This window comes from Ruegeria sp. HKCCA0235A (genome assembly GCF_013033235.1).
Lineage (GTDB): Bacteria > Pseudomonadota > Alphaproteobacteria > Rhodobacterales > Rhodobacteraceae > Ruegeria.
Genome location: NZ_WQDQ01000009.1, coordinates 105,206 through 129,359 on the forward strand (window position 1 = coordinate 105,206; position 24,154 = coordinate 129,359).

Consider the following 24,154-nt stretch of genomic DNA (forward strand, 5'->3'; position numbering starts at 1 on the left):
CGGGCTTTCGCAGCAAAAAAACCCTTATTCCGCAGCTTCTGCCTGAATGAACCCGCCCGACTGGCGGTGCCAGAACCGCGCATACAGGCCGCCCAGGTCCAGCAGCGCCTCATGCGTTCCGGTTTCGACGATCCGGCCCTCGTCCAAAACAACAATCCGGTCCATTTCGCTGAGTGTCGACAGCCGGTGCGCGATGGCCAGAACCGTTTTGCCCTGCATCACCCGATGCAGCGCGGTCTGAATCGAAGCTTCAACCTCGGAATCCAGCGCCGATGTCGCTTCGTCGAGAACCAGAATTGGGGCATCTTTCAGAATGGCGCGCGCCAGAGCGATCCGCTGTCGTTGCCCGCCGCTGAGTTTCACGCCCCGTTCACCCAGATGAGCATCATAGCCTTTTCGACCATGAGCATCTTCAAGACTCAGGATGAAATCATGCGCTTCGGCCTTTTTTGCGGCCTCGATCATCTCGGCCTCTGAGGCGTCCGGCCGGCCATACAGAATGTTCTCACGAGCAGACCGGTTGAACATCGCCGTTTCCTGCGTGACCATTCCTATCTGTCGGCGCAGGCTGTCCTGCGTTACCTGTGACACGTCCTGGCCATCGATACGAATGGCGCCACTTTCCCTGTCATAGAGCCTGAGCAACAGTGAGACGAGCGTGGATTTCCCCGCCCCCGATGCACCGACAATGCCCAATTTTTCGCTCGGGTTGACGGTCAGGCTCAAATCCGTGACGCCACCGATATCGCGCCCGTAAGCAAAGCTGACGCCTTCGAAGGAAATCGACCCTTCGGTCACATCAAGGTCCGTCGCCCCGCGCATATCTTCGACCCGGTCACGCTTGGTCAGCGTTTTCATCCCGTTTTCGATTTCACCGACATTGGCATACAGCCCCATCAAGGTGAAACTGACCCAACCGGTCATCTGAGCAATACGGATCGAAACCGCCCCGGCAGCCACGATATCCCCGGCGGTCGCCATGCCGCCCTTCCACAGCCACAAGGTCGCGCCCAGCAGCAAGACAGGCAGGACACCGGCCAGCGTCATAAGGATGAACCGGAAACTTGCCGACAACTTGCCGAAATCCAACGATTTTTCACGCAGATCCACCATCGATTCACGCGCCGCCTGATCTTCGAATTCTGAGTGGGCGAACAGCTTCACGGTTTTGATGTTGGTGATCGTATCGACCACCTGCCCGGACACCATCGCCCGCGCCCCGGCCCGCGCGGCGGAACGTTTGCGGATGCGCGGCAGATACCAGCGCACCAGCATGAAATACACCGCCAGCCATGCCGCGAAGGGCAGCATCACCAAAGGATGAATAGACCCTAACAAAAACAAAGACCCCACCAGAGACGCCAGGGCAAACACAATCGCGCTGATCGTTTCCGACACGACCGAAGCCATGGCGTTCGATGTCTGCATCTGCTTTTGCGCGATCCGACCGGCAAAATCATCGTCGAAATAGGTCACCGACTGACCCAAGGTCCAACGGTTCAGCTTGGCCAGAACCAAAGGTGTGATGTTTGGCATGACAATGTAGTTGTTCGACAAGGATGACAGGCCAAACAGGATCGGGCGAAGCAACATGAAGAAGGCGACCGCACCGAGGATCATCCACATATTGGCAGCGGTCAGAAAATTCTCGGGCCCGCTGGCGGTCGCTACATCAATCACGCGGCCCAGTATCCAAGCCGTGACCGCCTCCATCGCGCCTGCAATGGCCGAGAAGAACGCCGCAACAAACAGCATTGGCCACGCCCCGGACAGGCTCCAGCGGATGAACGCCCCCAACGTCTGCGGTGGGGGCGTTTCGATGTTCCTGAACGGATAGATGAGGTCGGCAATCCTCATTCAGCAGCCTCCGGGTTCATGAAACCACCAGATTGCCGCGCCCAGAATTGGGCGTAAAGGCCACCTTGCGCCAGAAGATCGGAATGCGTGCCTTCCTCGACGATACGGCCTGCATCCATCACCAGAATGCGATCCATCTGCGCGATGGTACTGAGCCTGTGGGCAATGGCGATCACGGTTTTTCCTTGCATCATGCCGTAGAGGGTTTCCTGAATTGACGCTTCGACCTCGGAATCTAGGGCGGATGTCGCCTCATCCAACAACAAGATCGGTGCATCCTTCAGGATCACCCGCGCCAGCGTCACACGCTGCCGCTGGCCACCTGACAGCTTCACCCCCCGTTCACCGACATGCGCGTCGTACCCGGTCCGACCCTGCGGATCTTGCAAATCGAGGATGAACTCATGTGCTTCGGCCTGTTTGGCGGCGGCGATCATCTGCGCCTCGGACGCATCTGGCCGGCCATAAAGGATGTTGTCGCGGACCGAGCGATGCAGCAAGGCGCTGTCTTGTTGAACCATACCGATATGGCTGCGCAGACTGTCCTGGGTGACATGCGCAATGTTCTGACCGTCAATATAAATCGCACCGCGTTCGACGTCGTAGAACCGCAACAGCAGCTTTACCAGTGTCGATTTGCCAGCACCGGAACGACCGATCAAACCAATCTTTTCGCCGGGCCGGACGGTCAGGTCGATATGGTCCAAACCGCCGGCCTCGCGACCATAGTGATGCGAGAGGTCGCGGATCTGGATCTCACCCTTGGTAAGCCGCAAGGGTTTCGCGTCAGGCGCATCAAGCAAGTCGATGGGCTGGGCAATGGTCTCCATCCCCTCGGACACGATACCAAGTTGACGGAAAAAGCTGGTCAGGGCCCACATGATCCATCCGGTCATGGCATTCAGGCGAAGGGTCAAGGCCGTAGCCGCCGCAACAACACCGACCGAAGCGCTGCCTTGCATCCACAAGGCAATCGCCCAGCCCACAACACCCACGATCAGCATACCGTTCAACGTGACCAAAACGGCATCCATAATAGTGAAAATCCGCATTTCGATCTGAAATGTCCGACGGGTTTCCTCGATCGCCTCGCGGGCATAGTCCAGCTCTTGCGGGCCATGGGCAAACATTTTGACCGAATGGATGTTGGTATAGCTGTCCACCACTCGCCCCGTGACCGTCGAACGCGCATCCGAGGCCGCTTTTGACGCCGGACCAACACGCTGAACGGTCCAGCGCACCAGTATGGCGTAGAATCCGAACCAGATCAGCAACGGGATCAACAAACGCGGATCCGCCGCATACAGCAGGATCGCCGCACCGATCAAATAGGCCAACGAAAAGGAAATCGCGTCAAAAACCTGAAAGACCACTTCACCCGCCGCTGGAGGTGTCTGCATGATCCGGTTTGCAATCCGCCCGGCAAAGTCGTTTTCGAACCAGCCAACCGACTGACGCAACACGTGTTTGTGCGCACGCCAACGGATCAGCGTACCAAAGTTCGGCAAAATCGTATTGTTCAGCAGAAGTACGTCGACCAAATGCAGAAGCGGACGCAACAGCAACACAAAGGCTGCCATCAACAACAATTCCGTTCCGTGATTTTGCCAGACCTCTGCCGGCGTGCCGCCCAACAGATCCACTACGCGACCCATGTAGTAGATCAGCCCGATTTCAACACCCGCGACGATTATGGAAACCAGCGCCGCCCAGAAAAATACCCGGAAAAAGGGCCGCGAATAATCCAGCATGAAGGGCCATAACCGCGTCGGCGGTGCGTCAGCCTCACGGTAGGCAACAAAAGGGTCAACAAGGTTTTCGAAATAGCGAAACATGGAAAGTGCTCCGATTGAGCAGGAAAATAGACGTGCGAAGAAAGATGGCGCCTGAACACCACCCTTTACGGGGCAGGTGTCCCGGCTTTAGCCGAACCAGATCCCGTAATACATTCGCATTCCTCCATCCATGTGACAGGCGCAACTAAGCACAAAGGATCCGAGATGTCATCCCCTTTTGAGACTTCGCGCTAATGTGCCAACAACTCTTCGCGTGACAGCGAAAAACCGGATGCGATCCAGCGTTTTTCCAGCTCGGCCAGCTTCTTGCCCAGCGCCGGGCCGGTGAAGTTGGGGATCAGATCTCTGGCCTGGACAGGGAAACGCGCTGCTGCGCCTGCATGCAGATCGCGCCGCAAATCTTCGGACCAGGGTTGTTCCAGAAAGGCGCAGCGCAAAAGCGTCTCGTGCAATCCCCCTTCATCGCCATAGCGGTATCCCAGTTCAGCAATACTGGTTGTGGACTGTGCTTCTTCACGCATCCTGATCAGGCGTTGCAACTGCGAACGGCTCAACCGCAATGTCGCGGCATCATCGGGCGAGGCAATGGCTGCCAGACGACGCACCGGATCGGGATCGGCACCAGCCGCCTGTTCCAGCGCGATCAAAGGGGCCAAAGACCGATCGTCCGCCCCCGGCAACACCCGGGCCAAAACACCGGTACTGCGCATGGTCGCAACGGCAGGGGCCGGATCAGGCGATGCCAGCAATTTCAGCAGCTCTGCCCCGATCCGCTCGCGCGACAATGACTCCAGCCCGTCAAGATTGGCGCCGATGGCGGCCAGGGCATCGGGGTCGAAACCGCCATCCGGATCCCCGTACCAGGCGTGAAAACGGAAGTAGCGAAGCGAGCGGAGATAGTCTTCGCGAATGCGGTTCTCGGCGGTTCCAATGAACCGCACCAACCGGGCCTCGAGGTCGGGAAGACCACCCAGAGGGTCCAGCACGGTGCCATCGGGTTGGGCATAGAGCGCGTTCATGGTGAAATCCCGTCGCGCCGCGTCTTCTTCGACATGATCGGAAAATGCCACCACCGCGCGACGGCCATCGGTTTCCACGTCACGGCGGAAGGTGGTGACCTCGTGCGGGATGCCCGCGCTGACCACCGTGATCGTACCATGCTCGATGCCGGTCGGAATGGCCCTGAGCCCGGCGGCCTGCGCCAGCTCGACGATCTGCCCGGGCCTTGCATCGGTGGCGATGTCGATATCCGACACTGGAGCACCAAGCAGCGCGTTGCGCACGCATCCACCCACGAAAAGCGCCTGAGCCCCGGATGAGGTCAGGGCCGAACAGACCTTTTGCGTCGCTGGTTCACTGATCCAAGCTTCGTCAATCAGCATCATTCATTCACCCGTGCAGCAAGCCCGCGCAATATGCGGGCGGTCGCGCCCCAAATGTAATAGGGGCCGTACGGAACTGCGTAGTATCTGCGTCTCTGGCCGCGCCATCGGCGCGACTCGACCAGATAATTCTCAGGATTCAAAAGATGGGCAAGGGGGGTCGAGAAAACTTCGTCCACTTCGCCGGGTTCAGGCACGGGTTGGAACCTGTCCCGCAAAACTGCGACAACCGGTGTTACTGTGAACGAGGTCACGGTCTCATGCGTCGGCAGAAATCCCAGGATCTCGGGCATTTCAGGGGGCAGGCCGATCTCTTCCTCAGCTTCCCGCAGAGCCGCAGCCGTAACATCAGCATCGGTTTCGTCCTGTTTGCCACCGGGAAAGGCGATCTGGCCCGGGTGATGCTTCAACGCGGATGAGCGTTTGGTCAGGATGACCTGCGGTGTGTCATCAGCCAGGGAAATGGCCACCAGAACACCGGCGGGTCGCAACCGTCGTCCGGGCGGCAGAACGGTATCCGGGTTCAAGTCAAAGTCGCTGGACCCGTGACCGGGGCGGCGCAGGGCCGCCCGGATCTTTTCAACCGGGTCATGCACCTTTGGGGTCTTCGGCATCGAATCCGACAGTTGCCGGGTCCAACACATAATGAGCCCCGCAGAACTGACAATCCGCGGTGACTTCGCCCTCGGGCGTGGTCATCTTTTCGATATCCTTGGCCGAATAGATCGACAGGCTCTGTCGCACACGATCCTCGGAACAGGTGCAGCCAAATTGCACGGACTGCGCATCATAGACACGCGGCTGTTCCTCGTGAAACAGGCGAACCAGAAGGTCGGTCGGCGCAACAGAGGGGCCGATCATCTCCAAATCCTCGACGGTATCCAGCAGGATATTGACGCGACCCCAGTTTTCACCTTCTTCGCCATCGACCAGATCGGCAGCGGTCAGGATGTCACCGGTTCCTTCACCCGACGCGGCAAAGGGCGACGCTTTGGGCATGTGTTGCAGCATGATGCCGCCTGCACGCCAATGCTCGCCCACGCCCGGCTCGGTCGATTTGCCGAAGCTCAGCGAAAACCGCGTCGGCAGCTGTTCGGATTGCGCAAAATACGACTCGGCGCAGGCGCTCAGCGATCCACCGGCCAGCGGAGTGATGCCCTGATACGGCTGCGTGCCCTCTCCCTGATCGATCATGATGGCAAAATACCCTTCGCCCACCTGATCGAAAGGCGCAGAATTGGAAAGCCGGTCCCGGTCAAAGCTGGCATAAGCCCGTATCTGGGCGGGCTGGCCCTCTTCCTGCGGCGCATAATAGTCGGTTGCGATCATGCGCACCGCCCCTTTGGACTGTACCTGCAACGACAGTTTCCAGCGCAACGCAACCGTTTGGCCGATCAACGCGGTCAGCAAGGCCATCTCGGCCACAAGCGCCTCGACCTGCTCGGGATAGTGATGCTGTTTCAGGATACCATCCAGCACGCCATCCAGACGGGCCACGCGGCCGCGCATGTCGGATGCATCAAGTTGAAAGGGCAGGACGGTATCGTCCCACGCGATTTTTGTTCCAAGAGACATGGGGTTTCCTTACACGCCACGGGTTGGCATACCGGCACCATATAGGTCGTACAGATCGGGTTGAAAGGGGCCATACATGATCAGGCGGTTCGGTGAAACCCCCGAGACGGGGCGGAAATACACCCGAAGGGTTGGCGTATATGCCCTTTTGCCACGTGGCGGTCAATTGCTGTTGACCTGTCAGACCGAACCGGGCCCGGATCTGCAATTGCCGGGTGGAGGCATCGATCCGGGCGAATCACCGATTTCGGCCTTGCATCGCGAAGTCTATGAAGAAACCGGGTGGCACGTTGCCAACCCGCGTCGCATCGGCGCTTTTCGCCGGTTCACCTATATGCCCGAATACGATCTGTGGGCCGAAAAGGTCTGCCTGATCTACCGCGCCCGTCCCGTACGCCGCAAAGGCCCGCCGAGCGAGGCATTCCACGAAGCACTGTGGATGGAAGCCGCCGATGCTGTTGAATTGCTGGGCAATGACGGTGACCGGCACTTTGCGGAAATGCATCTCAGTTCGCTTTAAGGCCCGTAATATTCAAAGAAAACGGCGGATACGTCATCCCCAATGCCATCTTTGGGCGAAATCTCCTGGGTCAATCGCCAGAACATGTCGTCCAGAAACTCCGACCCGCCCTTTTCAGAAATGCACTGCTGGGCCATCTGTCGCAAACCGTCTTCCTCCAGCAAACCGCCTTCGGCAAGCTGACATTCGGTAAATCCGTCCGAATACACCAACAGTTTGTCGCCGGGTTTCATGTGAATCTCGATTTGCTGAAAACTCGCATCTTCGATCAGCCCGATCGGCAACCCGCCATCGCCCAGAAATTCAGTGCTGCCATCCTGCCGCAGCAGAAGCGGATGCGGATGCCCGGCCTGCACCATTTTGAGATGCCCGTTTCGAAGATCCACAATGGCGTAGACCATCGTGAAATATTCCTCGATCCCTTCATCCGCCATCAATCGGGAATTGAGCATGCTTGCGACGTCTTCCGGAGGCAGCAGTGCGTAGAATTTGTTGAACCTCTTCTCCATTGCGACGTTTTGATCGAAATGCTTGCTGGAAAGATAACCGCCCAGACGCGCCGTCATCATGGCCGAGGTGATGCCATGCCCGGATACATCTATGCTGTAGAACCCCAGCCGATTGACCCCGGGTGAGAACATGCCAACAAGGTCCCCACCGATATGGCCGCAGGGTTTCAACAACAGGCTGACCCGGGATTTTCCAAAGCTCCGCGTAAATTCCGGGACCAGCGATTCCTGGATTTTTCGGGCCTGAATGAGGTCCTTGTCGATCGCGTCATGCGCCAGCCTGAGTTCTTCCAGCGCGGATTCGATCAGGCGGTTTTTCTGTGAAAGCTCGCGCTGCATGTCCAGAATGCGCGCGCCTGCGGATATGCGCGCCCGCAATTCATCCGCCTCAAGGGGTTTGATCAGAAAATCGTCTGCCCCGGCATCCAGTCCGCGCGCAACCTCCTGCTTTTCACTTTTGGAAGTCAGAAGGATGAAATAACAATATTGATCGGTATCCAGGGCGCGAAACGCATTGCAGAACTCAAGCCCGCTCATCCCCGGCATGACCCAATCGCTGAGAACAAGATCGGGCGGATCGTCCAGACAATGCGCCAGGGCGGCATCGCCCGTATCGGCCTCAACCACCTCAAAGCCCCATTTTCTGAGCGATGCGACCAAGATGCGCCGCTGCAGACGGCTGTCATCAACCACCAGCACCTTACGGATCGCGCCGAAATCCAGATCTGATCTGGTTTCCTTAAGACTCGCCCTTGGTACCATTTACCCTCTGACCTGATGCGTTCATTCACACAGGGCGATCCTAGTAGCGACGGTTTTAACATCCGGTGAAGACCGAAGGCCGCAATCCCGCTGGGCTGTTAACCCGGTTTTTACTGGTGTTGCCTATTCCTGAAAACGCATGTTCAACGGCAGGTGACGCAGTATGATCCACTGGGGCAGAGTCCGACAATTGCGGGACGAGGTTGGCCCGGATGAGTTTGATGAGGTGGTCGACATCTTTCTGGAAGAAGTGCAGGAGGTCATCGCCCGCTTGCATCAGGATACAAGCCGGTCCGAACTGGAACAGAATCTGCATTTCCTGAAGGGCAGCGCGCTCAGTCTTGGATTCGACCAGTTCTCGAAACTCTGTCAGGACGGCGAACGGCAGGCGGCCGCGGGTCAGGGCGAGGATGTCGATCTGCCCGCTATTCTGGCCGTATTTGACAGCTCGAAACAGAAATTCGAGGCTGAGCTGCGCCAGAATCTGGATTAAATCACGAACTGCGCCAGCGTTTCGTCTTCGGTTATATCGGTGTAGGTGAACCCTGCCTCATCCAGATGCGCAAACAGACGCATGAAGTTCTCAGGCTTGCGGGTTTCAATCCCGATCAGGACCGAACCGAAATTGCGGGCCGATTTTTTCATGTATTCAAAGCGGGCGATATCGTCCTCGGGGCCGAGAATACCCAGAAACTCTTTCAACGCGCCGGGGCGCTGCGGCAGGCGCAGGATGAAATACTTCTTCACTCCGGAATAGCGTTGGGCGCGTTCTTTGACCTCGGGCAGGCGTTCGAAATCGAAATTGCCACCGGATGTCACGCAGACCACGGTCTTGCCCCGCACAAAGCTTTGAATATCGCCCACCGCTTCGATCGCCAGCGCGCCCGCGGGTTCCAGAACGATGCCTTCGACATTCAGCATCTCAATCATAGTTGTGCAGATGCGGTCTTCGGACAGAACCAGAACATCCGACAGGTGGCGAGACTTCAGTAATTCAAACGGTTTCTCACCGATCCGTCCAACCGCAGCGCCATCGACGAAGGTATCCACATGATCCAGCGACACAGGATGCCCCGCAGCCAGTGCAGCGCGCAAACAGGCACCTCCGGCCGGTTCGACAAACAGACAATGGCTGCGATCCCCGAACCATGTGGCCACGCCCGAGGACATGCCGCCGCCGCCAACCGGCAAAACGACGTGATCCGGCACACCGCCCATTTGCTCTTCGATCTCGACCGCCAGTGAGGCCTGGCCTTCAATGACATCAGCGTCATCGAAGGGTGACAGGAAATACCCGCCCTGCTGCGCGCACCATGCTTGCGCGGCGGCCAGAGTATCGTCGAAATAGTCGCCAGTCAGGTGGATCTCGATATTGTCGCCGCCGAAAATGCGGGTCTTTTGAATTTTCTGCTGCGGCGTCGTCACCGGCATGAAGATCACGCCGCGCACGTCCAGATGCTTACACATGAACGCCACGCCCTGCGCGTGGTTGCCAGCACTGGCACAGACGAACAGGTCCTGCCCCTGCTGCTTGCGCATGGCATTGAACGCACCACGGATCTTGTAGGAGCGCACCGGACTGAGGTCTTCGCGCTTAAGCCAGATATCGGCCCCATAACGGTCAGACAAATGGGCATTCCGTTGCAACGGTGTTGCCGGAAACACGGTGCGCATCGCCTGTTCGGCAGCGCGGGCGCAGGTCATGAAATCAGTCATGTCGATTTCCCTGCCCCATCATCGCGATAAGGGCAAGGAATACATATGTGTACGCCGCTCAGGACAGTTCGCGTTTTTCGATGAAGATTCCGTACATCGTGGTCAGGATACTGACATTGATCATCGGCAGAATGAGCGTGCCAAAGAACGCGGTCAGCAATACGCCCAGCACCGGTATTATTGCCAGAAGGGTGAAAGCCAGCTGCACCAGAATCTGGAACAGGAGGGCGACGAGTAGCAGCAACAAGATTGCACCGCTGACCCCGGACGTGTTGTTCCATGCCTCACCGATCGATATGGGATTTCCTATCGCCGCTGCGGGCAGAATAATTGACAGGCGATAGAAGCACACGACCAGAAAAACGGTGTAAACAATCACCAGAATGGTCGAAATCACCGCAAGGCTTTCGCCTAGTGCAGCAGCGACCAGACCCATGGGGATATACGCGATCACCATCAAAATCCCCAACATCAGAAAACGACCGAAATAGGCAAGAATCCTGTCGAAGCGGAATGTCGGGAGTATTCCCGTGGGATACTCTTCCATCAGGATGAAGCGGTGCCATGACACCGCAATCCAGAACATCGTGACGGACATTACCGCCAGCAAAACGACCACAAAAACAAAGGCTGAACCTGCAGTTGCACCTGACGGCAACGCGCCTGCATTGTCTTCAAGCGCCTCAAGCGGAATACCAAGCGCCAAGAACACGCCCACGATGATGATCGTCGCAATAAGAGCAGGGCCAACCGTAATCTGCAGCACCTGCTTGATGTTTCCAAATACCATCCGCACAGAATGCAAGAAAATCTGCCATCCCAACATTTGAAACCGCCCCTTCAACCAATGCTTGTTATTCTCTGCACCCGTTTCACCCCAATTCAGGTACTGCGTCAATCCTCACAACTTGCCCCCGCGCGTAAAACCCGCTAGGGGCCAATCGTCTTACGCATAAGGGGAAGTCAGATGTCCGCGCCCAAGAAAGTTGTTCTGGCCTATTCCGGTGGCCTTGATACCTCGATCATCCTGAAATGGTTGCAGACCGAATATGGTTGTGAAGTTGTAACCTTCACCGCCGATTTGGGTCAGGGTGAAGAGCTGGAGCCCGCCCGCAAAAAGGCCGAGCTGCTGGGGATCAAGCCCGAGAACATCTATATCGAGGATATCCGCGAGGAATTCGTGCGCGATTTCGTCTTCCCGATGTTCCGCGCCAACGCGCAGTACGAAGGTCTGTACCTGCTGGGCACGTCCATCGCTCGCCCCCTGATTTCGAAACGTCTGGTCGAAATCGCCGAGGCAACCGGCGCTGACGCCGTGGCGCATGGTGCGACCGGCAAGGGCAACGATCAGGTGCGGTTCGAACTGGCGGCCTATGCGCTGAACCCCGACATCAAAGTGATCGCACCCTGGCGCGAATGGGATCTGACAAGCCGCACTAAGCTGCTGGAATTCGCCGAACAGAACCAGATTCCGATCGCCAAGGACAAGCGCGGCGAGGCCCCCTTCTCGGTCGATGCCAACCTGTTGCACACCTCGTCCGAGGGCAAGGTTCTGGAAGACCCCGCCGATATGGCGCCCGACTATGTCTATCAGCGCACCGTCCACCCCGAGGACGCGCCGAACGAGCCCGAATTCATCGAGATCGGCTTTGAAAAAGGCGACGCGGTCAGCATCAATGGCGAAGCGATGAGCCCGGCCACAATCCTGACCAAGCTGAACGAATACGGCGGCAAACACGGCATTGGTCGTCTAGACTTGGTCGAAGGTCGTTTCGTTGGCATGAAATCGCGTGGCATCTATGAAACTCCCGGCGGCACCATCCTGCTGGAAGCGCACCGCGGTATCGAATCCATCACCATGGACCGCGGCGCGATGCACCTGAAAGACCAGCTGATGCCGCAGTATGCCGAGCTGATCTATAACGGCTTCTGGTACTCGCCTGAACGTGAAATGCTGCAAGCCGCCATCGACAAGAGCCAGGAACACGTCACCGGCACCGTCCGCGTGAAGCTGTACAAGGGTCTAGCCTCGACCGTGGGCCGCTGGTCGGATCACTCGCTGTATTCCGAAGCGCATGTGACCTTCGAAGAAGACGCGGGTGCCTATGATCAGAAAGACGCCGCGGGCTTCATCCAACTGAACGCGCTGCGGCTGAAACTGCTGGCCGCGCGCGACAAGCGGTTGTCCAAGTGACCGAAGATGACGGTCTGAACGACGAACTGGAAATGTTCATCGAAGCGCAGGACACGGTCTGGGCCGATGTCCTGCGCGAACTGGAACAGGGGCAGAAGACCAGCCACTGGATGTGGTTCGTGTTTCCGCAACTGGCCGAGCTGGGCCAGTCCCATATGGCGCAGCTTTACGGCATCGAAGATCTGGATGAAGCCACGCGCTATCTGAACCACCCGGTACTGCGCCACCGTCTGACGCAAGCGGCCTCGTTGATGTTGCTGCATCAGGGGCGCGCCGCCAGCGACATTCTGGGTGGGGTTGACGCGAAAAAGCTTCGCTCTTCGATGACATTGTTTTCCTTGGTGGCAGATGCTCCGGCCGAGTTTCAGGCAATTCTTGACGCTTTCTACGATGGGGAGCCTTGCGCGCGAACCGTTCAGAGCCTTGACGCATCGTGATCGGAAGTTCCAGTCGGGTCAGCCTTGCCTGTTCGATACCTGACGTTTTACGCATTCGGAAACTGCGAAAGGAACCCGGATGCTTCAGCATATCGCCGACGAAATTCAAAAAGGCCTGAACGGCAAAACCTTTGACGGCTCATTGAAATTCGATTGTGGCGAGGACGGCGTGATTGTTCTGGCCGACAGTCAGGCATCGACACAGGACCAGGAAACGGATTGCACGATCCGCATCTCGCAGGACAACCTGACCAAGCTTCTGACCGGAAAACTGAACCCGATGACAGGTGTCGCTTTGGGCAAGCTCAAAATCTCGGGCAATATGGGCGTTGCGATGAAACTGGGGCAGCTTCTGGGTTAAGCCGAAGGCAGGTTCACCGCGGAATTCCACCTCGCCGGGGCGCCCTATCCAACCGCCAAGACGGCCCGGCGCAAGGTGTTCCACCGACATCCGGCGCCGATAAACTTGCCTCACCAGCCCGTGACATCAGATGTCAGGCAATTGAATGTCATCCGGGTTCGGGTCACCTTGGTGCGGAAAGGAGACCCGACATGTTACGGACTGCTTATCTGGACGCCTTCAAACCGGCCATTTTGTTTGCCCTGATCACACTTGCGATGATGTTGCGCGCCCTGCCTGCCCCCGCGGCAGGTGCCGAAACGCTGACAGTTGCAGGAGGCTGTTTCTGGTGTGTCGAGTCCGATTTTGAATCTGTACCGGGCGTTATCGGGGCCGTGTCGGGCTATACCGGCGGCAAATCCGCCAACCCCACCTATGATCAGGTCTCCAAAGGTGGCACCGGCCATTATGAAGCAGTTCAGATCACTTTTGACCCGGCCCGCGTCTCACGTGAAACTCTGCTGAACATGTTCTTCCGCTCGGTTGATCCGACGGATGCCGGCGGCCAGTTCTGCGACCGGGGCGACAGCTATCGAACTGCGATATTCGTCTCTAACACAGGCGAAAAAGCGTTGGCTGAACAGGCGAAGAAAGAAGCACAACGAGCCCTGGGTCAAAATGTTGTCACCCCGATCCTGAAGGCGGGCACGTTTTACCCTGCCGAGGCCTATCATCAGGATTACTACAAAGGGAACAAGCTGATCCTTACCCGCTTTGGGCCCAAACGTCAGCACAACGCCTATAAAGCATATCGCAAAGCCTGTGGCCGTGACGCGCGTGTCAAACAGCTTTGGGGTTCAGATGCGCCTTTCGCCGGGTCTTAATCAAAGGTCGCGTCGCGCACTTCTCTCAGATCAGGAATGACATCCGCGGTTCCGTGCCGCGTGACCATCAGGGCAGCGGCGCGGTTCGCTTGCAGAATGGCCTGTTCCATCGGCATTCCGCGATCCATTCCAGCCAGCACGTAGCCGGTAAATGTATCACCTGCCCCGGTGGTATCCACGGCCTGAACCTTGTGGGCCGCAAATTCCACCGGGTCTTTGCCCTGCTGCAAATACCGGGCACCTTTTGAGCCCAGCGTGACAATGACATGTCGCACGGGCAGGTCAGCCGCACCCATCCCGGTTTCCTGCCGCAGTTGTTCGGCCTCGATCTCGTTCAGGATCAGGAAATCCAGATAGGGCAGAACCGCCTGAACCGCCTGTGCCTGAAACGGTGCGGCGGCGTAACATACGGTCAGTCCAAGTTTGCGCCCCAACTGCGCGGCTTCGACCTGTGCGTTGGTTTCATTCTGCAAGATCAGCAGATCACCGGTGCTTGCCGATGACAGGGCCTGCCCAAGATGGCTGATATCCAAGGCATGGTTGGCCCCCGGATAGAGGATGATCAGATTCTCGCCCTCGGCGTCCACCGCAATGATCGCGTGCCCCGTCGGCAGGTCCACCTCCGAGATATAGCGTGTGTCCACGCCATATTCCGTCAGTCGGTCCTTCGCCCAGCGGCCATCATGCCCGACGGCACCGATATGGCTGACGCGCGATCCGGCCCGCGCAGCCGCCACTGACATATTGGCACCTTTTCCGCCAAGGAACCGATCCAGCCCGTGGGCGGCCAGAGTTTCCCCCGGCGCAGGCAGATGCGGCAGGTCATAGACCATATCCGCGTTGATCGAGCCGAGGTTCCAGATCGTCATGGTTTATCCGATGTCGCACGAGGCCAGAATGGCCATGTTCAGAATATCGTTCGCTGTCGAGACGGTCGAGCAAATCTGAATCGGCTTGTCGACACCCGACAGGATCGGCCCGATCACGGTGGCACCGCCCATTTCCTGCATCAGCTTGGTCGAGATGCTGGCCGAATGCCGCGCGGGAACGATCAGAATGTTCGCAGGGCCGGTCAGGCGCGAGAATGGATAAGCTTCTTGCTGATCCATGTTCAGGGCAACATCGACGGTCATCTCGCCTTCGTATTCGAAATCCACACCACGCCCGTCCAGAACTTCCGGGGCGACATGCATTTTTTCCGCACGTTCCGACACCGGATAGCCAAAGGTCGAGAAGCTGACAAAAGCAACGCGCGGCTCCAGACCCATATGGCGGGCAACGGCGGCTGCGCGCTCGGCGATATTGGCCAGATCATTCTCATCCGGCCATTCGTGAACCAGCGTATCACCTATCAGGACGATCCGGCCCTTGTGCAGCAATGCCGTGACACCAGCAGCGCCATGAGCCGCATCCGCGTCAAAGACGTGATTGATCCGATCCAACACATGCGCTGATTTCCGGGTTGCGCCCGTAACCAGACCATCGCCATGCCCATGTGCCAGCATCAGAGACGAAAACACATGTCGGTCGCGCGCGGCCAGACGGTGGATATCCTTGCGGTCAAACCCCTTACGTTGCAGGCGTTTATAGAGGAATTCCTTATAGGTATCGAGGTGAGTGGTGTTGGCGGCGTTCACCACCTCCAGCTCACGCACAGCATCTCCGAGCCCGGCAGCCTCAAGTTTGATTTTGACGTCATCGGCGCGACCAACAACCAGCGCCTTTCCGAAGCCCGAGCGCTGATACATGACCGCCGCACGCAGCACGCGGGGGTCATCGCCCTCGGCAAAAATCATGCGGCCTTGCGCCTGTCGCGCCCGGGCGTTCAGCCCGCGCAGAATGCTTGCGGTCGGGTCCATCCGGGACTTCAGGCTCAGCTCATACGCATCCATGTCGATGATCGGACGGCGGGCTGCGCCGGTATTCATCCCCGCCTTGGCAACAGCGGGCGGAATACGGTGGATCAGGCGCGGATCAAACGGCGTGGGAATGATGTAGTCGCGCCCGAAGGTCAGCGATTTGCCATAAGCCATCGCGACCTCATCCGGCACGTCTTCGCGCGCCAGATTGGCCAGTGCATGGGCACAGGCGATCTTCATCTCGTCATTGATGGCACGCGCGTGAATGTCCAGCGCGCCGCGGAACAAATAGGGAAAGCCCAGAACGTTGTTGACCTGGTTGGGATAGTCGCTGCGCCCGGTCGCCACGATGGCGTCCACGCGGACCTCGTGCGCCTCTTCCGGGGTGATTTCCGGATCGGGGTTGGCCATAGCAAAGATCACCGGATTATCGGCCATGCTTGCGACCATCTCCTGCGTGACCGCGCCCTTGACCGAAACACCAAGAAAGACGTCCGCGCCCTTCATGGCCTCTTCCAGAGTACGCAGATCCGTGGTGATCGCATGGGCCGACTTCCACTGGTTCATGCCCTCGGTCCGGCCCTGGTAGATCACGCCCTTGGTGTCACAGACGATACAGTTCTCGTGCCGCGCGCCCATGGATTTGAGCAGTTCAATACAGGCGATCCCCGCCGCCCCGGCCCCGTTCAGAACGATCTTCACATCCTCGATCTTCTTGCCCGAAATATGCAGCGCGTTGATCAGCCCCGCCGCACAGATCACCGCCGTGCCGTGCTGGTCGTCGTGAAAGACGGGGATGTCCATCTCTTCCTTCAGGCGCTGTTCTATGATGAAACACTCGGGCGCCTTGATGTCTTCCAGGTTGATCCCGCCGAAGGTCGGCCCCATCAGTCGAACCGCGCGGCAGAACTCATCCGGGTCTTCTGTATCCAGCTCGATATCGATCGAGTTCACGTCGGCGAACCGTTTGAACAGAACGGATTTCCCCTCCATCACCGGTTTCGAGCCCAGCGCGCCAAGGTTGCCAAGACCCAACACCGCCGTCCCGTTCGAGATTACGGCCACCAGGTTGCCCTTGTTGGTATAGTCATAGGCGGTTTCTGGGTTCTCGGCGATTGCTTCACATGGAACGGCCACACCCGGGCTGTAGGCAAGCGAAAGATCCCGCTGCGTGGTCATCGGGACGGTTGCCTGCACCTCCCACTTGCCGGGGGTCGGGTCGAGGTGAAAGGCCAGCGCCTCTTCTTTGGTGATCTTCGCTTTGGGCATCGGATATGTCGTTTCTTTACATCTGTTGGGCTTTTGCCTCATAGCGCAGGCAAAGGCGCGTCTCAACGACAATACGTTTTCACCTTTCGTCGCAGGGGCCGGGTTTGTAAGGTCGCGCCGGAATACGCCAGAGGGGAGCAGCCTTGTCCAATGTCACGCCGATGATGGCGCAATATCTGGAAATCAAAGAAGCCCACGCGGATGCTCTGCTGTTCTACCGCATGGGCGATTTCTACGAGATGTTCTTTGAAGACGCCGTGAACGCCGCCGAGGCGCTGGACATCGCCCTGACCAAACGCGGCAAACACAATGGCGAAGATATTCCGATGTGCGGCGTGCCGGTGCATTCGGCCGAAGGCTATCTGCTGACACTGATCCGCAAGGGCTTTCGCGTCGCCGTCTGCGAACAGATGGAAAGCCCGGCCGAGGCCAAGAAAAGAGGCTCTAAATCGGTGGTAAAGCGCGATGTGGTGCGCCTTGTCACTCCCGGCACCCTGACCGAGGACGCGCTGTTGGAGGCGCGCCGCCACAACTTTCTGGCCGCCTATGCCGAGGTGCGCGACGAGGCCGCGCTGGCCTGGGCGGACATATCGACCGGGGCGTTTCACGTGATGCCGCTGACCTCGGTCCGGCTGAGCCCCGAGCTGGCCCGGCTGGCCCCGTCGGAACTGATCGTGGCAGACAACGTGCAGGAAAAACTGAATGAGCCGGTCCGCGATTTGGGTATTTCTCTCACCCCTGTCGGACGGGCGAGTTTTGACAGCACGGCGGCTGAAAAACGCATCTGCGGGTTGTTTCACGTGGGCGCGCTGGACGCGTTCGGAAGCTTTGGACGCGCCGAAGTGTCCGCGATGGGCGCGCTGATTGATTATCTGGAGATCACACAGAAGGGCAAATTGCCCCTGTTGCAAACGCCGCTGAAAGAATCCGAAGATCGCGTCGTGCAGATCGACGCGGCCACCCGCCGCAACCTTGAACTGACACGATCTTTGTCGGGCGGGCGGGCCGGATCGCTGCTGTCGGTGGTGGACCGGACCGTAACCCCGGGCGGTGCGCGCCTGCTGGAACAACGCCTGTCCAGCCCCTCGCGCAATCTGGATGTCATCCACGCGCGGCTGGACGCGGTCGATTTTGCCGCCCAGGACAGCCTGATCACCGCCGATCTGCGCGAGGCGCTCCGCAAGACGCCCGATCTGGACCGCGCCTTGTCGCGCCTGTCGCTGGACCGAGGCGGCCCGCGCGACTTGGCCGCCATCCGCAACGGGCTGACCCAAGCCGCAGCGATCGCCGGGATTTGCGAAGGTCAAGACCTGCCGGTGCTGCTGGCGACTGCGGTGCAGAACCTTGTGGGATTCGACGATCTGCTCGACCTGCTGGATCAGGCGCTGGTCGCCGACCCGCCGCTGCTGGCGCGCGATGGCGGCTTCATCGCGCCGGGCTTTGACGCCGAACTGGACGAGGCCCGCACCCTGCGGGACGAAGGCCGCTCGGTCATTGCCGGGTTTCAGCAGAAATACGCCGAACACACCGGCATCGCCTCGCTGAAAATTAAGCACAACAACGTGCTGGGCTATTTCATCGAAACCACGGCCACCCATGCCGAAAAGATGCTGAACCCGCCCTTCAGCGAGACCTATATCCACCGCCAGACCACCGCCAACCAGGTGCGGTTCACCACGGTTGAGCTCAGCGAGATCGAAACCCGCATCCTGAACGCCGGCAACCTGGCTCTTGAGATCGAAAAAAGGCTCTATCAAAGGCTTTCTGATGAGATTTTGAGCTTCGCTGCGCGACTTAATCAAGCCGCCCGAGGGCTGGCCGAACTGGATCAGACCACCGCGCTGGCAGATCTGGCCCGCGGAGAAAACTGGTGCAGACCACAGGTAGACGCCTCCCGGGCGTTCAGTGTTCAGGGCGGTCGGCATCCGGTGGTAGAGCACGCGCTGCGCCAGCAAAACGGTGATGCCTTCATCGCCAATGACTGCGACCTCAGCGCAGAGGACGGCGCTGCCATCTGGTTGCTGACCGGCCCCAACATGGCCGGTAAGTCGACCTTCCTGCGCCAGAATGCGCTGATCGCCCTGTTGGCCCAGATGGGCAGCTACGTCCCGGCCGAGCAAGCTCATATCGGCGTGGTCAGCCAGCTTTTCAGCCGCGTGGGCGCCTCTGACGATCTGGCAAGGGGCCGGTCGACATTCATGGTCGAGATGGTGGAAACCGCGGCAATCCTCAACCAGGCCGATGACCGGGCGCTGGTGATCCTCGACGAAATTGGGCGTGGCACCGCCACCTATGACGGCCTGTCCATCGCCTGGGCAACGCTGGAACATCTGCACGCCGCCAACCGCTGCCGCGCGCTGTTCGCCACGCATTACCACGAGCTGACCGCGCTGGCCGGCAAGCTGGAAGGCGTCGAAAACGCCACTGTCGCGGTCAAGGAATGGGACGGCGAGGTGATCTTCCTGCACGAGGTCCACAAGGGCGCGGCCGACCGGTCCTATGGCGTGCAGGTCGCACAACTGGCCGGTCTGCCGGCTTCGGTCGTCGAGCGCGCGCGTGTGGTTCTGGACCAGTTGGAGAAAACGGAACGCGAGGGCGGCAAGCAAAAGGCGCTGATCGACGATCTGCCGCTGTTTTCGGCCGCACCGCCCCCGCCGCCGGTCCCGAAAGCGTCGCCCGTCACCGATATGCTGGACCAGATCCTGCCGGACGACCTGACCCCGCGCGAAGCCCTCGATCTGATCTACAAACTGAAAGAGGCGGCCAGATCCTGACCGCCCCTTCATCTTTTCCCAAATACTCTCGCCGAAGGCACGCGCCCTTGGGCGCGTATCAGCTTGCCGGGGTTGACGACACGCCCACCTGCGCCGGGCGCAGCAGACGATCGTGCAACATAAACCCTTCGGCGGACACCTGAATGATGTCTCCTGCCTTGGTTCCGGGAACAGGTGCCTCGAACATGGCCTCGTGCACGTTCGGATCAAACCGGTCGCCCACTTCGGGTGTGATCACTTCGATTCCGTGCTTCTGGAACACATCCTTCAAAGCGCGCATGGTCAATTCGACGCCTTCCAGCAGACCAGCAGCCACTTCTTTTTGCTCATCCGTCGCAGCTTCAAGGGCGCGCTTCATGTTGTCATAGACGGGCAGCATATCGCGGGCCAGCTTGGACCCGCCATACTGTTCCGCATCGCGGCGCGCCTTGTCGCTGCGCTTGCGCATGTTTTCGGCATCCGCCAGCGCGCGCATGAACTTGTCTTTATAGTCATCCCGTTCGGCCCGCAGCGCGTCCAGTTCCAGTTCTTCTTCGCTGATATCCATCAGCTCTTCGGCCAGCTCTTCGGCCTCGGCGGTTGCGATATCGTCCAGAAAATCTTCGTTCTTCGGCTCTGCCATCTTTTACCCTCTAGCTCCGGTCGGATATCAGCTTGCCGACCAGTTGCGCCGTATAATCCACGATCGGTACGATCCGCCCATAATTCAGACGTGTGGGTCCGATAACCCCCACCGCACCGATTATCTTTCGATCAGCGTTCATATAAGGAGACACCACCAAAGAGGAACCCGAAAGTGAGAAAAGTTTGTTCTCAGACCCGATAAAAATGCGCACACCCTCGCCTTCTTCGGTCAATTCAAGGAATTCGGCGATGTCTCGCTTGCGCTCAAGGTCATCGAACAGGGTGCGGATGCGGTCAAGTTCCTCGGCCTGACCGGGTTCGTTCAACAGATTCGCGCGCCCGCGCACGATCAAACGGGCCGAGTCGCTTCCGTCTCCGTCCCAAACGGCCATTCCGCTTTCGACCATCTCACGGGCCAGAGTGTCGATTTCCTGCTTGCGCGCATCGATCTGCGTCTGCATTTGCCGCCGCACTTCGCTGAGTGTCCGCCCCTCGATGAGTGCGTTCAGGAAATTCGCGGCCTCGCGCATGGAACTTGGCGTTTGCCCAGGTGGCGGCGTGAACAGCCGGTTTTCCACATGTCCGTCCGAGAAAACCAAAACCACCAAAGCCCGATCATGGCCCAGAGAAACAAATTCGATATGTTTGATTTCCGATTCATGCTTGGGCGTCAGAACCAGCGAGGCCCCTTGTGTCACGTTTGACAAGGCAGAGCCGACACGGTCCAGCATTCCACCGACATCACCCGTGTTAGAGCCTAATGTCTGCTCCAGTTTCTGCCGGTCATCGGCACCCAGGTCGCCGACCTCAAGCAATCCGTCCACAAACATTCGCAGGCCTTGCTGCGTCGGGATTCGGCCGGCGCTGACATGGGGGCTATCCAGAAGACCCAGAAATTCCAGATCCTGCATCACATTGCGGACAGTTGCAGCGCTGACTTTTTCTGACAACGTACGCGTCAAAGTACGGCTGCCGACGGGCTCTCCACTTTCCAGATAGCTCTCGACAATCAGCCGGAACACTTCGCGTGACCGGTCGTTCATCTCGTCCAGAATCTTGCTCGCTTCGCTCATCCGTGTTCCCCTGCTCGTTTGTCATTAAATAGCAGGCAAATGAAAGGTCAATCGGGGTTGCATCGTAACGCTGCGGAGCGTTATCCCCAACCCAGCAAACAAAGGAATTCCGATGCGACCCTCTGGAAGAGATTTAAGTGAAATGCGCGCCGTTTCAATCGAGACGGGAGTCACGAAACATGCCGAAGGTTCCTGCCTGATCAGAATGGGCGACACGCATGTTCTGTGCACCGCTACGATCGAAGATCGCGTGCCGCCGTTTATCAAGGGCTCGGGCCTGGGATGGGTCACAGCCGAATACGGCATGCTGCCCCGTGCCACCAATACGCGGATGCGGCGCGAGGCGGCCGCGGGCAAACAAGGGGGCCGCACGGTCGAAATCCAGCGCCTGATCGGCCGCGCCCTGCGCGCCGGCGTCGATCGGGTTGCTCTGGGCGAGCGTCAGATCACCGTGGACTGTGATGTGATCCAGGCCGATGGCGGCACCCGCTGCGCGTCAATCACCGGCGGCTGGGTCGCGCTGCGGCTGGCGGTGAACAAGCTGATGAAGACCGGCGATGTGATCTCGGACCCGCTGGTTGATCCGGTCGCGGCCGTGTCCTGTGGCATTTATGCAGGTCAGCCGGTGCTGGACCTTGATTACCCCGAAGACAGCGAAGCAGGCGTAGATGGCAACTTCATCATGACCGGATCCGGCAAACTGATCGAAGTACAGATGAGCGCCGAAGGCTCGGTCTTCAGCCGCGCCCAAATGGATCAACTGATGGATCTGGCGGAAAAAGGCGTGTCCGAACTGGCGGCCGCGCAAAAGGCCGCCACCGCATGACCCGCAAGTTCGACGGCGACAGGTTGCTGGTCGCCACCCACAACAAAGGCAAGCTCGAAGAGATGGCGCATCTGCTCGAGCCCTTCGGCGTGACAGTCGTCGGTGCCGGCGAACTGAACCTGCCGGAACCCGAAGAGACCGAGGACACCTTTGTCGGCAATGCGCGGATCAAGGCCCATGCGGCCGCCAAAGCCACCGGCCTGCCCGCTTTGTCGGACGATTCCGGGATCACGATCGATGCGCTGAACGGCGCACCGGGTGTTTACACCGCCGATTGGGCAGAAACCGGCAACGGGCGCGATTTTCTGATGGCCATGACCCGCGCCCATGATGAGCTCGAAGCAAAAAACGCGCCGCATCCGCGCACGGCCCAATTCCGCTGCACACTGGTTCTGGCCTGGCCCGACGGGCACGACGAGGTGTTCGAAGGCGTCGCGCCCGGTCATCTGGTCTGGCCGATCCGCGGCAAGGATGGGTTCGGCTATGACCCGATGTTTGTCCCCGACGGCTACGACATTACCTTTGCCGAGATGGATCGCTGGGAAAAGAACAAGATCAGCCATCGTGGTCGCGCGGTGGAAATGTTCGTGAAAGGCTGCTTTGGCGGATGATTGGCGCAACGGGGGCTTTGGCCTGTACGTGCATTGGCCCTTTTGCGAGGCCAAATGCCCCTATTGCGACTTCAACAGCCATGTTGCCAAAAATATTGATCAGAAACAATGGCTTGACGCCTATTTGTCCGAGCTTCACCGATCTGCTGCCGAAACGCCCGATCGGGTTTTGAACACGATCTTCTTTGGCGGCGGCACCCCATCACTGATGGCGCCCGAAACTGTCGCCGCCGTGATCGACACCGCCCGCGCCCTGTGGCGGCCCGCCAATGACATGGAAATCACGCTCGAGGCCAATCCCGGTTCGGTCGAGGCGGGGCGGTTCGCTGCCTATCGCGATGCGGGTGTGAACCGGGTTTCGATGGGCATTCAGGCGATGAATGACGAAGACCTGAGGCGGCTGGGCCGCATCCACACCGTGGCAGAGGCCCGCGCTGCCTTTGACATCGCCCGCAACTGTTTCAACCGGGTCAGCTTTGACCTGATCTATGCGCGCCAACACCAGACATTGGACGCCTGGCAAGAGGAACTGACCCAAGCGCTATCGATGGCCATCGACCACCTGTCGCTCTATCAATTGACGATCGAAGACGGGACGGCCTTTGGGGATCGATACGCCGTCGGTAAGTTACGTGGCCTGCCCGAAGATGACAGTGCCGCCGACATGTATCTGGCCACGCAGGAAATCTGCGAAGCACATGGCTTGCCGGCCTATGAAGTTTCGAACCATGCCCGACCGGGCGCAGAATCGCAGCACAACCTGATTTACTGGCGATACGGCGATTATGTGGGCATCGGCCCCGGCGCCCATGGGAGGATTACCCTGAATGGTCAGAAATACGCGACCGAAACCTATCTGAACCCCCAGCGTTGGCTTGATGCCGCCAATCAAGGCAATGGTGAAAAGAACCGCAGCACGTTGCCCCTTGAAGATCAGGCAAATGAATACCTTATGATGGGTATGAGAATTACTGAGGGACTAGATATGGACAGGTGGCAAACTTTGTCTGGCCGCTCTCTTCCCTCTGAAACCATAATTCATCTGACCGACATCAACATGGTTCGGCGCAGCAACGGGCGCCTCATCGCCACATTAGACGGGCGCGCCGTATTGAACGCAGTCATCCGGGAGCTGTTGGACTGAGC

22 protein-coding genes are annotated in these 24,154 nt (G+C 58.8%); 10 read left to right on the plus strand and 12 right to left on the minus strand.

Annotation, left to right across the window (positions count from 1 at the left end; translation table 11 throughout):
• Positions 1-24 precede the first annotated feature (24 nt).
• The 5 genes from GOW56_RS15935 to GOW56_RS15955 all read right to left on the minus strand — a co-directional run bounded on the left by GOW56_RS15935 (position 25) and on the right by GOW56_RS15955 (position 6,610).
• Positions 25-1,857 carry an ABC transporter ATP-binding protein gene (locus GOW56_RS15935; protein ID WP_171206490.1) on the minus strand — a complete coding sequence of 611 codons (1,833 nt, stop codon included), beginning with the start codon at positions 1,855-1,857 and terminating at the stop codon, positions 25-27.
• On the minus strand, positions 1,854-3,692 hold the full coding sequence (locus GOW56_RS15940; RefSeq protein WP_171206491.1) for an ABC transporter ATP-binding protein: 1,839 nt from the start codon (positions 3,690-3,692) through the stop codon (positions 1,854-1,856). The genes GOW56_RS15935 and GOW56_RS15940 overlap by 4 nt, the downstream gene beginning before the upstream one ends.
• 191 nt (positions 3,693-3,883) lie before the next feature.
• Positions 3,884-5,038 carry a CCA tRNA nucleotidyltransferase gene (locus GOW56_RS15945; protein WP_171116730.1) on the minus strand — a complete coding sequence of 385 codons (1,155 nt, stop codon included), beginning with the start codon at positions 5,036-5,038 and terminating at the stop codon, positions 3,884-3,886.
• Entirely contained in the window at positions 5,035-5,649 is a 615-nt protein-coding gene (locus GOW56_RS15950; RefSeq protein ID WP_152459591.1) for a CoA pyrophosphatase, read from the minus strand. The genes GOW56_RS15945 and GOW56_RS15950 overlap by 4 nt, the downstream gene beginning before the upstream one ends.
• Positions 5,624-6,610: an Hsp33 family molecular chaperone HslO gene (locus GOW56_RS15955; RefSeq protein WP_171206492.1), complete on the minus strand. Its 987-nt coding sequence runs from the start codon at positions 6,608-6,610 to the stop codon at positions 5,624-5,626. The genes GOW56_RS15950 and GOW56_RS15955 overlap by 26 nt, the downstream gene beginning before the upstream one ends.
• A 76-nt stretch (positions 6,611-6,686) precedes the next feature.
• Here GOW56_RS15955 and GOW56_RS15960 point away from each other — a divergent pair, with 76 nt between their 5' ends.
• A complete protein-coding gene (locus GOW56_RS15960; protein ID WP_152459593.1) occupies positions 6,687-7,130 on the plus strand; it encodes an NUDIX hydrolase in 444 nt (147 codons plus the stop codon).
• Here GOW56_RS15960 and GOW56_RS15965 read toward each other — a convergent pair.
• Positions 7,127-8,401, minus strand: coding sequence for a PP2C family protein-serine/threonine phosphatase (locus GOW56_RS15965; RefSeq protein ID WP_171206493.1), 1,275 nt, complete (start codon positions 8,399-8,401; stop codon positions 7,127-7,129). The genes GOW56_RS15960 and GOW56_RS15965 overlap by 4 nt on opposite strands.
• A gap of 163 nt (positions 8,402-8,564) precedes the next feature.
• Between GOW56_RS15965 and GOW56_RS15970 the strand changes: the two genes are divergently transcribed.
• Positions 8,565-8,894, plus strand: a complete 330-nt coding sequence (locus GOW56_RS15970) for an Hpt domain-containing protein (protein ID WP_170345824.1) — start codon at positions 8,565-8,567, stop codon at positions 8,892-8,894.
• On the opposite strand, the gene ilvA is transcribed toward GOW56_RS15970, so the two are convergent.
• Together ilvA and GOW56_RS15980 are read right to left on the minus strand one after the other, a co-directional pair.
• A complete protein-coding gene (gene ilvA / locus GOW56_RS15975) occupies positions 8,891-10,117 on the minus strand; it encodes a threonine ammonia-lyase IlvA (RefSeq protein WP_152459596.1) in 1,227 nt (408 codons plus the stop codon). The genes GOW56_RS15970 and ilvA overlap by 4 nt on opposite strands.
• A 58-nt stretch (positions 10,118-10,175) precedes the next feature.
• The gene (locus GOW56_RS15980; protein WP_371807916.1) at positions 10,176-10,883 is read right to left on the minus strand and encodes a hypothetical protein; all 708 of its coding nucleotides are present in this window, start codon (positions 10,881-10,883) and stop codon (positions 10,176-10,178) included.
• A 201-nt stretch (positions 10,884-11,084) separates the two neighbouring features.
• On the opposite strand from GOW56_RS15980, the gene GOW56_RS15985 reads away from it, so the two are divergent.
• The 4 genes from GOW56_RS15985 (at position 11,085) to msrA (ending at position 13,972) form a co-directional block, all read left to right on the plus strand.
• Positions 11,085-12,311: an argininosuccinate synthase gene (locus GOW56_RS15985; RefSeq protein ID WP_171171502.1), complete on the plus strand. Its 1,227-nt coding sequence runs from the start codon at positions 11,085-11,087 to the stop codon at positions 12,309-12,311.
• A gap of 32 nt (positions 12,312-12,343) precedes the next feature.
• The gene (locus GOW56_RS15990) at positions 12,344-12,748 is read left to right on the plus strand and encodes a DUF1810 domain-containing protein (RefSeq protein ID WP_171206539.1); all 405 of its coding nucleotides are present in this window, start codon (positions 12,344-12,346) and stop codon (positions 12,746-12,748) included.
• A 79-nt stretch (positions 12,749-12,827) separates the two neighbouring features.
• On the plus strand, positions 12,828-13,109 hold the full coding sequence (locus tag GOW56_RS15995) for an SCP2 sterol-binding domain-containing protein (protein ID WP_152459599.1): 282 nt from the start codon (positions 12,828-12,830) through the stop codon (positions 13,107-13,109).
• Positions 13,110-13,300: 191 nt separating this feature from the next.
• Positions 13,301-13,972, plus strand: coding sequence for a peptide-methionine (S)-S-oxide reductase MsrA (gene msrA, locus GOW56_RS16000; protein ID WP_171206494.1), 672 nt, complete (start codon positions 13,301-13,303; stop codon positions 13,970-13,972).
• Here the strand turns inward: msrA and GOW56_RS16005 are convergent.
• Together GOW56_RS16005 and GOW56_RS16010 are read right to left on the minus strand one after the other, a co-directional pair.
• Positions 13,969-14,841, minus strand: a complete 873-nt coding sequence (locus tag GOW56_RS16005; RefSeq protein ID WP_170345832.1) for a ribokinase — start codon at positions 14,839-14,841, stop codon at positions 13,969-13,971. The genes msrA and GOW56_RS16005 overlap by 4 nt on opposite strands.
• A 3-nt stretch (positions 14,842-14,844) precedes the next feature.
• Entirely contained in the window at positions 14,845-17,100 is a 2,256-nt protein-coding gene (locus GOW56_RS16010; RefSeq protein WP_171206495.1) for an NADP-dependent malic enzyme, read from the minus strand.
• A 161-nt stretch (positions 17,101-17,261) separates the two neighbouring features.
• On the opposite strand from GOW56_RS16010, the gene mutS reads away from it, so the two are divergent.
• Complete coding sequence (mutS, locus tag GOW56_RS16015) at positions 17,262-19,874, plus strand: DNA mismatch repair protein MutS (RefSeq protein ID WP_171206540.1); 2,613 nt, start codon at positions 17,262-17,264, stop codon at positions 19,872-19,874.
• A gap of 58 nt (positions 19,875-19,932) precedes the next feature.
• Here the strand turns inward: mutS and GOW56_RS16020 are convergent, their stop codons facing one another.
• On the minus strand, positions 19,933-20,496 hold the full coding sequence (locus GOW56_RS16020; RefSeq protein ID WP_171116719.1) for a nucleotide exchange factor GrpE: 564 nt from the start codon (positions 20,494-20,496) through the stop codon (positions 19,933-19,935).
• A gap of 10 nt (positions 20,497-20,506) precedes the next feature.
• Complete coding sequence (gene hrcA, locus GOW56_RS16025; RefSeq protein ID WP_152459604.1) at positions 20,507-21,571, minus strand: heat-inducible transcriptional repressor HrcA; 1,065 nt, start codon at positions 21,569-21,571, stop codon at positions 20,507-20,509.
• Positions 21,572-21,683: 112 nt separating this feature from the next.
• Between hrcA and rph the strand changes: the two genes are divergently transcribed.
• Genes rph through hemW form a run of 3 tightly spaced genes read left to right on the plus strand, consistent with a single transcriptional unit; the run spans position 21,684 to position 24,152 of the window.
• Positions 21,684-22,397 (plus strand): ribonuclease PH, encoded by a 714-nt coding sequence (gene rph / locus GOW56_RS16030; protein ID WP_171171510.1) that lies wholly within the window; start codon positions 21,684-21,686, stop codon positions 22,395-22,397.
• Positions 22,394-23,008, plus strand: a complete 615-nt coding sequence (gene rdgB, locus GOW56_RS16035) for an RdgB/HAM1 family non-canonical purine NTP pyrophosphatase (protein ID WP_171206496.1) — start codon at positions 22,394-22,396, stop codon at positions 23,006-23,008. The genes rph and rdgB overlap by 4 nt, the downstream gene beginning before the upstream one ends.
• On the plus strand, positions 22,998-24,152 hold the full coding sequence (gene hemW, locus GOW56_RS16040) for a radical SAM family heme chaperone HemW (RefSeq protein ID WP_171206497.1): 1,155 nt from the start codon (positions 22,998-23,000) through the stop codon (positions 24,150-24,152). Before rdgB ends, hemW begins: the two co-directional genes overlap by 11 nt.
• The last annotated feature ends 2 nt before the right edge of the window (positions 24,153-24,154 follow it).

Coding starts and splice junctions, on each gene's coding strand:
- GOW56_RS15935 (WP_171206490.1), bottom strand. CDS start 1,857: ATGAGGATTGCCGACCTCATCTATCCGTTCAGGAACATCGAAACGCCC.
- GOW56_RS15940 (WP_171206491.1), bottom strand. CDS start 3,692: ATGTTTCGCTATTTCGAAAACCTTGTTGACCCTTTTGTTGCCTACCGT.
- GOW56_RS15945 (WP_171116730.1), bottom strand. CDS start 5,038: ATGATGCTGATTGACGAAGCTTGGATCAGTGAACCAGCGACGCAAAAG.
- GOW56_RS15950 (WP_152459591.1), bottom strand. CDS start 5,649: ATGCCGAAGACCCCAAAGGTGCATGACCCGGTTGAAAAGATCCGGGCG.
- GOW56_RS15955 (WP_171206492.1), bottom strand. CDS start 6,610: ATGTCTCTTGGAACAAAAATCGCGTGGGACGATACCGTCCTGCCCTTT.
- GOW56_RS15960 (WP_152459593.1), top strand. CDS start 6,687: ATGATCAGGCGGTTCGGTGAAACCCCCGAGACGGGGCGGAAATACACC.
- GOW56_RS15965 (WP_171206493.1), bottom strand. CDS start 8,401: ATGGTACCAAGGGCGAGTCTTAAGGAAACCAGATCAGATCTGGATTTC.
- GOW56_RS15970 (WP_170345824.1), top strand. CDS start 8,565: ATGATCCACTGGGGCAGAGTCCGACAATTGCGGGACGAGGTTGGCCCG.
- ilvA (WP_152459596.1), bottom strand. CDS start 10,117: ATGACTGATTTCATGACCTGCGCCCGCGCTGCCGAACAGGCGATGCGC.
- GOW56_RS15985 (WP_171171502.1), top strand. CDS start 11,085: ATGTCCGCGCCCAAGAAAGTTGTTCTGGCCTATTCCGGTGGCCTTGAT.
- GOW56_RS15990 (WP_171206539.1), top strand. CDS start 12,344: ATGTTCATCGAAGCGCAGGACACGGTCTGGGCCGATGTCCTGCGCGAA.
- GOW56_RS15995 (WP_152459599.1), top strand. CDS start 12,828: ATGCTTCAGCATATCGCCGACGAAATTCAAAAAGGCCTGAACGGCAAA.
- msrA (WP_171206494.1), top strand. CDS start 13,301: ATGTTACGGACTGCTTATCTGGACGCCTTCAAACCGGCCATTTTGTTT.
- GOW56_RS16005 (WP_170345832.1), bottom strand. CDS start 14,841: ATGACGATCTGGAACCTCGGCTCGATCAACGCGGATATGGTCTATGAC.
- GOW56_RS16010 (WP_171206495.1), bottom strand. CDS start 17,100: ATGCCCAAAGCGAAGATCACCAAAGAAGAGGCGCTGGCCTTTCACCTC.
- mutS (WP_171206540.1), top strand. CDS start 17,262: ATGATGGCGCAATATCTGGAAATCAAAGAAGCCCACGCGGATGCTCTG.
- GOW56_RS16020 (WP_171116719.1), bottom strand. CDS start 20,496: ATGGCAGAGCCGAAGAACGAAGATTTTCTGGACGATATCGCAACCGCC.
- hrcA (WP_152459604.1), bottom strand. CDS start 21,571: ATGAGCGAAGCGAGCAAGATTCTGGACGAGATGAACGACCGGTCACGC.
- rph (WP_171171510.1), top strand. CDS start 21,684: ATGCGACCCTCTGGAAGAGATTTAAGTGAAATGCGCGCCGTTTCAATC.
- rdgB (WP_171206496.1), top strand. CDS start 22,394: ATGACCCGCAAGTTCGACGGCGACAGGTTGCTGGTCGCCACCCACAAC.